This window comes from Halogeometricum limi, from assembly GCF_900115785.1.
Taxonomy (GTDB): Archaea; Halobacteriota; Halobacteria; order Halobacteriales; family Haloferacaceae; genus Halogeometricum; species Halogeometricum limi.
In genome coordinates this window covers 229,829-238,410 of sequence record NZ_FOYS01000006.1, presented here as the reverse complement: position 1 = coordinate 238,410, position 8,582 = coordinate 229,829, and the positions used below count along the sequence as shown (strand labels likewise).

At 65.7% G+C, this 8,582-nt stretch carries 4 protein-coding genes; 3 read left to right on the top strand and 1 reads right to left on the bottom strand.

Features of this window, described 5'->3' with window-relative positions:
- The 3 genes from BM282_RS18705 to BM282_RS16735 form a co-directional block, all read left to right on the top strand.
- Window positions 1-1,869, top strand: a 1,869-nt coding sequence (locus tag BM282_RS18705) for an Ig-like domain-containing protein (RefSeq protein ID WP_175501604.1), incomplete at its 5' end; no start/stop codon positions are given.
- Between the two features lie 236 nt (window positions 1,870-2,105).
- A complete protein-coding gene (locus tag BM282_RS16740; RefSeq protein WP_089883161.1) occupies window positions 2,106-6,326 on the top strand; it encodes a PQQ-dependent sugar dehydrogenase in 4,221 nt (1,406 codons plus the stop codon).
- A gap of 122 nt (window positions 6,327-6,448) precedes the next feature.
- Window positions 6,449-7,405 carry a T9SS type A sorting domain-containing protein gene (locus BM282_RS16735; RefSeq protein WP_089883159.1) on the top strand — a complete coding sequence of 319 codons (957 nt, stop codon included), beginning with the start codon at window positions 6,449-6,451 and terminating at the stop codon, window positions 7,403-7,405.
- 89 nt (window positions 7,406-7,494) lie between these two features.
- Here the strand turns inward: BM282_RS16735 and BM282_RS16730 are convergent, their stop codons facing one another.
- On the bottom strand, window positions 7,495-8,289 hold the full coding sequence (locus BM282_RS16730; protein WP_139229754.1) for a hypothetical protein: 795 nt from the start codon (window positions 8,287-8,289) through the stop codon (window positions 7,495-7,497).
- Window positions 8,290-8,582: the final 293 nt, after the last annotated feature.

Sequence of the window (8,582 nt, the reverse complement as noted above, 5' to 3'; positions counted from 1 at the left end):
GCGACGGCGAACGCCGACGGCACCGTCACCTACCGACACGACGGGTCGGCGACGACAGGCGACTCGTTCACCTACCGCGTCTCCGACACCGCCGGACAGGAGTCCAACACCGCTCGCGTCTCCGTCACCGTACGGTCCGACGGCGACACGGGAACCGGCGGGTCCTCCGACGTTCCCGTCTCGAACGGCCTCGTCGCGCACTTCGAGACGGATTCGGGCGTCCAGCGGTCGGGAAGCGCCGTCACCGGGTGGGTCGACCAATCCCCGAACGGCAACGACCTGACCGCCCGCGGCGCGCCGACCCTCCAGTCCGGCGCGTTGAACGGCGAAGACGCCATCCGGTTCGACGGAAACGACGACTTACTCGAACGGTCGGGTCTCACCGGTCTTCCGGCGGGGAACAGCGACCGAACCGTGTTCGTCGTCACTGAGTACGTCGACAACAACGGCGGGTTCGGCGGCGTCGCCTACGGCCGCGCGAGACAGAACAAGGTGTTCGGCCTCGTCGTGAACGACGCGGGACGCCTCACCGTCCAGGGCTTCGGTGGCGGAAACGACTTCCCCTCCTCGACGCAGGGCGTCGGTGCCGGATGGCTCACCCACTCCGTCGTCCACCGGAACGGCCAGTTCACCCAGTACGCGGGCGGGTCCGCGATAGGGTCGGGAACGCACGCGTTCGACACGCGCCCGCAGGTGTTCGTCGTCGGCGGCGAGATTACCCCCGCCCCCTACACCGAGATGCGCGTCGGCGCCATCCTCGTCTACGACCGCGCACTCTCGAACACCGAGCGTCAACAGGTCGAATCGTACCTGAGTCAGAAGTACCTCGGCGGGTCAAGCGGTGCCGGCGACGGCGGAACGGGCGGGACGACGGACGCCGCTCCGACGGCGAACGACGACACCGCCGCCGTGAACGCGGGAGAGAGTACGACTATCTCCGTCCTCGGAAACGACGCCGACGACGTGGGACTGGACGCCTCCTCGGTCCGCGTCGTCACCGGTCCGTCTTCCGGGACGGCGACGGCGAACGCCGACGGCACCGTCACCTACCGACACGACGGGTCGGCGACGACAGGCGACTCGTTCACCTACCGCGTCTCCGACACCGCCGGGCAGGCGTCGAACGCCGCCCGCGTCTCCGTCACCGTGTTGGGCGGTGGCGACGATGACAGCGGTGGCGACACGGGAACCGGCGGGTCCTCGGACGCCCCGGTGACGAACGGTCTCGTCGCGCACTTCGAGACGGACTCGGGCGTCCAGCGGTCGGGAAGCGCCGTCACCGGATGGGCCGACCAATCCCCGAACGGCAACGACCTGACCGCCCGCGGCGCGCCGACCCTCCAGTCCGGCGCGTTGAACGGCGAAGACGCCATCTCCTTCGACGGGAACGACGACTTGCTCGAACGATCGGGTCTCACCGGTCTCCCCGCCGGAAACAGCGACCGCACGATGTTCGTCGTCGCGGAGTACGTCGACAACAACGGCGGGTTCGGCGGCGTCGCCTACGGCCGCGCGAGACAGAACAAGGTGTTCGGCCTCGTCGTCGACGACCAAGGCCGACTCACCGTCCAAGCGTTCGGCCGCGGCCTCGACCAGTCGTCGTCGACGCAAGGCGTCGGTGCGGGTCTGCTGACGCAGTCGGTCGTCCACCGGAACGGCCAGTTCACCCACTACGCCGACGGCGCGGTGATCGACACCGGAGCGTACGCGTTCGACACGCGCCCGCAGGTGTTCGTCGTCGGTGGCGAGATTACTCCCGCCCCCTACACCGAGATGCGTGTCGGCGCCATCCTCGTCTACGACAGAGCGCTGTCCGACAGCGAACGCCAGCAGGTCGAAGCGTATCTGAACCAGAAATACCACGCCTGAGAGGGTCGCTGGAGCAGAGAGAACTTCGACGAAATTCGGAACGAACGTTCGAATGTGGAGATGGTAATTTTTTCCTGAATTTGTCTCATTCACGCATATTGTGCGACAACCACCGTTAGGGACTGCATTTTAGCGGAGTGTTTTGCAGACAACGACCGGTTACATCGAGGAGAGCGAGGATTGTCGTGGCTAACTTTGTGTAACGAATTCGTGTCGTGATACAAAGTAGTGCATCTATGATTCGCTCAGAGAACGAACGAAAGGGACTGGTCATCCTGCTGGCCTTCGTGACACTCACGTCCTCCATCACGGCGGGTGTCGCCTTCGTCGCCGGGCCGACTGCGGCGCACGGCGACCATCAAGACGGCGGTGGTACCGACGGTTCGAACGACTGGGCGACGGACTCGGAGTCGTTCCGAAAAGAGACGGTCATGTCGGGACTCTCAGAGCCCACCGAAACCGTCTTCCTCCCCGACGGACGGATGCTCGTCATCCAGAAGGGCGGAGAGATACTCATCAACGACCCGGACACGAACGGCGGGTCCGAGACGTATCTCGACCTGAATCAGATAGACAGTATCGAGTCTGAACGCGAACGCGGACTGTTGGGCATCGCGCTCGCGAACGACTTCCAGCAGAGCGGCGAGTTCTACCTCTACTACAGTCGCCTGGACAATCCCGACGCCGCGGAAAAACAGAACGCCGAACCCGAGAACGTCCTCGCGAAGTTCACCCACCGAGAGAACGACGGTGGCACGACGAGTCGAGCGGACCCGGCCAGCCGTGAAGTGCTCTGGCGGAACGAGATTCGCGCCGGGAGTTCCATCGTCTGCTGTCACTTGGGCGGCGGTTTGGACGTCGGCCCCGACGGGAAGATATACATCACGACCGGCGACGAGTTTCAGGGAGAGCGCGCGCAGGACCTCTCGGTCCCCGACGGGAAGGTCATCCGACTGAACGCCGACGGGTCGATTCCGCAGGACAACCCTTACGCCGACGACGGCGACCCCGAAACGCTCGGTGAAATCTGGGCGTCGGGCCTCCGAAACCCGTACCGAGCGAAGTTCGCCGACAACGGAGAACTCTACATCGGTGAGGTCGGCGGCAACGTCGAACCCTCCTCCCAAGAGGACATCCATCTCGGCCGCAAGGGCGCGAACTACGGCTGGCCGAACTGTGAGGGAATGTGCGACAACCCCGACTACGACGACCCCATCTACACCTACTCGCACGGCGAGTCCGGCGGCCGCGAGGGTGCCGCCGTCACCGTCGGCCCCCTCTACAACGGGGACATGTACCCCGCCGAGTACGACGACGTCCTGTTCTACTCGGACTACAACGACGGCTGGGTCAAATACCTCACGACGACGGACGGCGGAACAGAAGTCGAGCAGAGCTACAACTTCGACCAGCGTGCGGGCGCTATCGTCTCGATGACCGTCGGACCGGACGGCGCACTGTACGGGACGAACTACATCGACCAGACCGGTCAGGGTTCGGTCATCCGCTACGTCTACGAAGACGAGAACAAAGCGCCCTCCGTCGACTCCACGAGCGTGACGCCGAAGACCGGTGAGGCACCGCTCGACGTGACGTTCGAGGCGGCGGCCTCCGACCCCGAAGGCGACGAGTTGACCTACACGTGGCACTTCGGCGACGGCACGACCGCACAGGGTTCGACCGCGACGCACACCTACGAGCAGAGCGGGTCGTACGACGCGTACGTCGAAGTCAGCGACGGGAACTCGGCGGTCGAATCCGACACGACGACGGTCACCGCCGGCACCGCACCCGAGATAACCATCGAATCGCCGACCGAGGGGTCGACGTTCCGCGCCGGGGAGCGAATCGACGTCTCCGCGACGGTGACGGACGCCGAAGACGGGCAACTGAGCGGCGATTCCATCGAGTGGAACGTCTACCTCGACCACAACGCCCACACGCACCCGGACGTGACGCGAACGGGCGATTCGTTCACCTTCGACGCGCCGACGACGGGGCACCCGACGACCGGAGACGTCGGCTACGAGTTCACCGTGACGGCGACGGACTCGGACGGACTCCAGACGAGAGAGACCGTCGAAATTCGGCCCGAAGAGGTCGACATCACGCTGAACAGCCAGCCCGAGGGAATCGCGGTCAACCTCGAAGGTCAGCCGCGACAGACGACGAACGGCGGCTACACGTTCGACACCGTCATCGGCTACGAACACAGCGTCTCGGCGTCGCAGTCGGTCTGCCGAGACGGTACACGATACGAGTTCACGGGCTGGAGCGACGACCGCACCGACCGCACGCGAACGTACGTCGTCCCCGACGCGGACGCGACGCTGACCGCGCAGTACGAGACCGCAGGCTCGTGCGACGTGGTCGCGCAGTACGAAGCAGACACCGGCGTCCAGACCGACGCCGACGGCGTCACGACCTGGGCCGACACGTCGGGTAACGGGAACGACCTGACCGCCCGCGGCGCGCCGCAGTTCGACGCCGACGCCGGCAACGGTTCCGGCGCTATCGTCCTCGACGGGCAGGACGACGCCCTCGCTATCGACGGCGCGACGGGCCTCCCACAGGGAGACAGCGACCGAACGATGTTCGTCGTCGCGAACTACCGGAGCGAAGGCTTCGGCGGTGCCGCCTACGGAAGCGCCGCGCAGAACCGAGCGTTCGGCCTCGCGGTCGACAACGACGGGAAACTGGCCGTGCAAGGCTGGGGCGGCAACTACGACCAAGTGAGTTCGAAGCAGGGCACCGGCGCGGGCTGGGTCGTACAGAACGTCGTCTACGAGGACGGGACGTTCACGCACTACGCGAACGGCGAGCAGATAGACACGGGCGCGCACGGCTTCAACACGCAGGGTGACAAACTCGTCGTCGGCGAAGAACTCAACGGCGGAGAGAACGTCGCGATGGACGTCTCGGCCGTCGTCATCTACGACCGCGCGCTCTCGGACCAAGAGCGCAGAGAGGTCGAGACGTACCTCCGCCAGAAGTACGTCGGTGATACGTCGGCCGAAGAGAACCGAGCGCCCGAGACGGCCGCGGACGACGTGACCGTCGCCGCGGGTGAGAGCATCGACGTCTCCGTCCTCGCGAACGACGAAGACCCGGACGGCGAACTCGATCCGTCCTCCGTAACCATCGTCGACCAGCCCCAGGCGGGCACGGCGACGGCGAACGCCGACGGCACCGTCACCTACGAACACGACGGGTCGGAGGCGACGAGCGACTCGTTCACGTACACGGTGTCGGACCGCGACGGAGCGACTTCGGACGTCCAGACGGTGAGCGTCACCGTCGAGCAGCCCGAGACTGCGAACCCGAGCGACGGGACGCCGGAGACGGCCGACGACGAAGTCGAGATTACCGCCGGCGAGACGGTCACGCACGACGTACTCGCGAACGACCCGGCGCAGAACCTCGACCCGGCGACGCTCGAAATCGTCTCCGGTGACGCCGACTTCGGTACCGCGACGGCGAACGCGAACGGAACCATCACCTACCAGCACGACGGTTCCGCGACCGGTCGCGACGTCGTCGAGTACCGCGTCGAAGACGAGAACGGGAACACGTCGAACGCGACGCAGTTTACCGTCCTCAGCAGCGAAGGGACGGGGCCCGCGCCCGGTGACGACAGTGGCTCCGGCGACGACGGTGGGGACACCAACACCGGTGGCAACGACGACGGCACTAACACCGGCGGTAACGACGGCGGCACTAACACCGGTGGCAACGACGACGACACCAACACCGGTGGCAACGACGACGACACCAACACCGGTGGTAACGACGGAGGAGACGACAACCAGCAGCCGTCACAGCCGTCCAGTCCGTCCAGCGGGTCGGGCGGCAGCGGTTCCGTCCCGCCCGCAGAAGACGACGACAAAGCCTCGTTCGAACTGTCGAACGCGACGCTCTCGACGAGGAACGTGACGGTCGGAGAACCCGTCGACGTCTCCGCGACGGTCGGCAACGTCGGCGACGCGGACGGTGAGACCACGATGAACCTCACCGTCGGAAACAGCACCGTCGACTCGCGCGAACTCGCCCTCGAGGCGAACGCGAACACGACCGTCTCGTTCACTTACGCCTTCGAGCGCGCCGGAACGTACGAACTGTCCGTCGGAAACCAGTCGCTCGGAACCGTGACCGTCCAGGAGACGGCGCAGTCGGAGAACACGACGGACGGCGACGGGCAGTCCGCCGGAACCGAGACCGAGGACGCCGAGAGCGGAGACGGAGTCAGTGACGGCGACGAGGCGGAGACGACGACGACCGACGCGCCGACCGGAGCGACGACGGCCACCGAGGACGTGACCGAAACCGAGACGGCCTCGGCGACCGAGTCGGGCGAGACGACCGGAACGAGCACGAATACGCCCGGTTTCGGTGCGCTCGTGACGCTTCTCTCGCTGTCGCTCGCGGCGGCAATGCTCGCGCGACGACGAATCGACTGAGCGATAAATCCTCCCTTCTTTCGGACCTTCCGAATCCCGGGAACTGCTCGTGGACGGCTTCGAGACGCGGTTCGGCAGATATTCACCGACTAACTATTCTCCCCTGTGTAAATGATAGAACAATGAAACGGCTGTTCGTCGTTCTCGCGTGCATCGCCCTCCTCTCAGCAGGACTCAGTACGACCGTCGGCGGTGAGCAATCCACAGCGACCGAGACGCCGACGGCAGAATCCCCCGAGACGGAGTACGCGCTACAGACGAACGGGAGTGCTCCCCTCCACGACCGACAGGCGACGGTCGGCGACGCGGACGTGAACGTCACGTCGCTCGTCGGTCTGTTCCCCGGTGAGGAGGCACTCGTCGGTGTGACCGCGCCCGAAGACGAACTCGCCGTCGTCACCGTCAGATCGGTCGACGGAACGGTCGTCCAGAAGTCCAGCGTGACGACGGGCGAGAACGTCCTCGTCGACAGCACCGACTACGAACCCGGAAGCTACTACATCACGCTCTCGACGAACGACGAAGTTCGGACCGCGAGTCTCCTCGTCGTCTCGTCGTACAAGGCGACCTTCGGCCTCGAAAACGTCACGTCGGAGAGCGAACGAATCACCGGTGACGCGACAGTCGCCGGCGGCGTCCGCGGCAACGACTCCGTCCAGTTCGTTCTCACGAACGAGACGAGCGAGTTCCGGACGGACGCCAGCGAGATTCGCAGAGGTCTCTACGAGTTCGGCCTCTCGCTGGAGAACGTGAGCGACGGGAACTACACCGCACGCATCGAAGTCGTCGGCGAACGCGTAGAGAACGACTCCCGGACGATTCTCGGCGTGAGTCCCGTACGGAACGTCACGGTCGGTGACGTGTCTGGCGATTCGACGACGTCCGCCGCGACCCAAGCGGCCGCCGAGGAGTCGACCGAGGCCTCCGCCGAGACGGAGACCGGCGCGATAACCGAGGGCGAAGCGGACAGCGAAGCGGGGGCCACCAACTCGACGGTACCCGACCTCGCCCCGGTTCTCCTCTTCGCGGTACTCTTCTCGTGGGCGGTCGTCGCTCGCGTTCGCCGCCGCGTCGACTGATCACGATACGGTCACCGCCGGCGAAGTTCCGCGCGTTTCGAGGCGAGCCTACTCACCCTCCGGACCGCGACGAACGGAGTACGGACGGACTACAGACGAACGGCGGTGAGGACGAGAAGTCCGCCCACCGCCGCGTTGAGGACGGCGAGCGGCGTCGGTGTGGACAACGAGAACACGAGCGGAAGGGCGAGGAGACACGCGGCGACGACGACACCCGCGCGGGCCCCGTCCCGAACCCACGGGGAGAGATGCTCGTCCGTCCACCGCGTGACGGCTGGGTCTTCGAGGAGCGTCACGGCGCCGACGAGTTCGAGGAGCGCACCGACGCCGGCGAACAGGCCGAGGTACGAACCCGTCCGAAACAGGAGGTAGTGCAGTCCGACGCCGCCGACCACGGCGAGGAGACCACCGACGAGACGGACGGTTCGGAGGAGCGCTCCGACGCCGAGACGAGAGAACGACCCCGTCACGCGACTTTCCCGAGTCGCGAACGTCCCTCCGAGCGAAGAGACGGTAGCCTGCGCGCGTGCCTCTCGTCCGAACCGACGCTGGACTCCCGTCTCGAAGTAGTATTCGGCCGTCTCGGCGACGACTGTCGCGACGAGGAAGAACGCGATAGCGACGAGTGCCGCCTCGTTCGTGTCCGCCGGGTCGAGCGTGTCTAAGTAGCCGTGCGCCCAGAAGACGTTGGCGTACACGGACTCCTGGATGCTCCGAAAGAACTCGGTGTAGGCGGGTGAGACGTGGTGCGCGTCGGGGACCATCGCCCAGATACCGCCGAGGACGCTCACGGTCCGCGGGAATCTGAGTCTGGGAGCCAAGAACGTGACGACGAGCATCGTCACGGCCGCACCGAAAGCGAAGTGGGTTATTGCGAGGGACATGGTGGTCGGGATGAGGGCGGGGTTACAGTGTCTCGGGTCGCGGGTTTCCGGGGAGGGACGTGCCGTCGTGTCGACGAACGGTCGCTGTTCGCCGAGAGATACGTCCGCCTCTGGTATAAATCCGTCACCGAGCCGGGATTAATTGTGTACTAATATACACGAATAACAGCGGACAGAGTGGTGTCCGTGACGACGGCCGCCTCTCGTCCCCCCGATATCGGCGACCTCGGACCGGGTTTCGGCACCCGGACGAGAGAACAGCGGACAGAGTGGTGTCCGAGACGACGGCCGCC

What these genes read in the sequence shown, in the direction of transcription:
- BM282_RS16730 (WP_139229754.1), bottom strand. Translation starts at nt 8,289, where the DNA reads ATGTCCCTCGCAATAACCCACTTCGCTTTCGGTGCGGCCGTGACGATG.
- BM282_RS16735 (WP_089883159.1), top strand. Translation starts at nt 6,449, where the DNA reads ATGAAACGGCTGTTCGTCGTTCTCGCGTGCATCGCCCTCCTCTCAGCA.
- BM282_RS16740 (WP_089883161.1), top strand. Translation starts at nt 2,106, where the DNA reads ATGATTCGCTCAGAGAACGAACGAAAGGGACTGGTCATCCTGCTGGCC.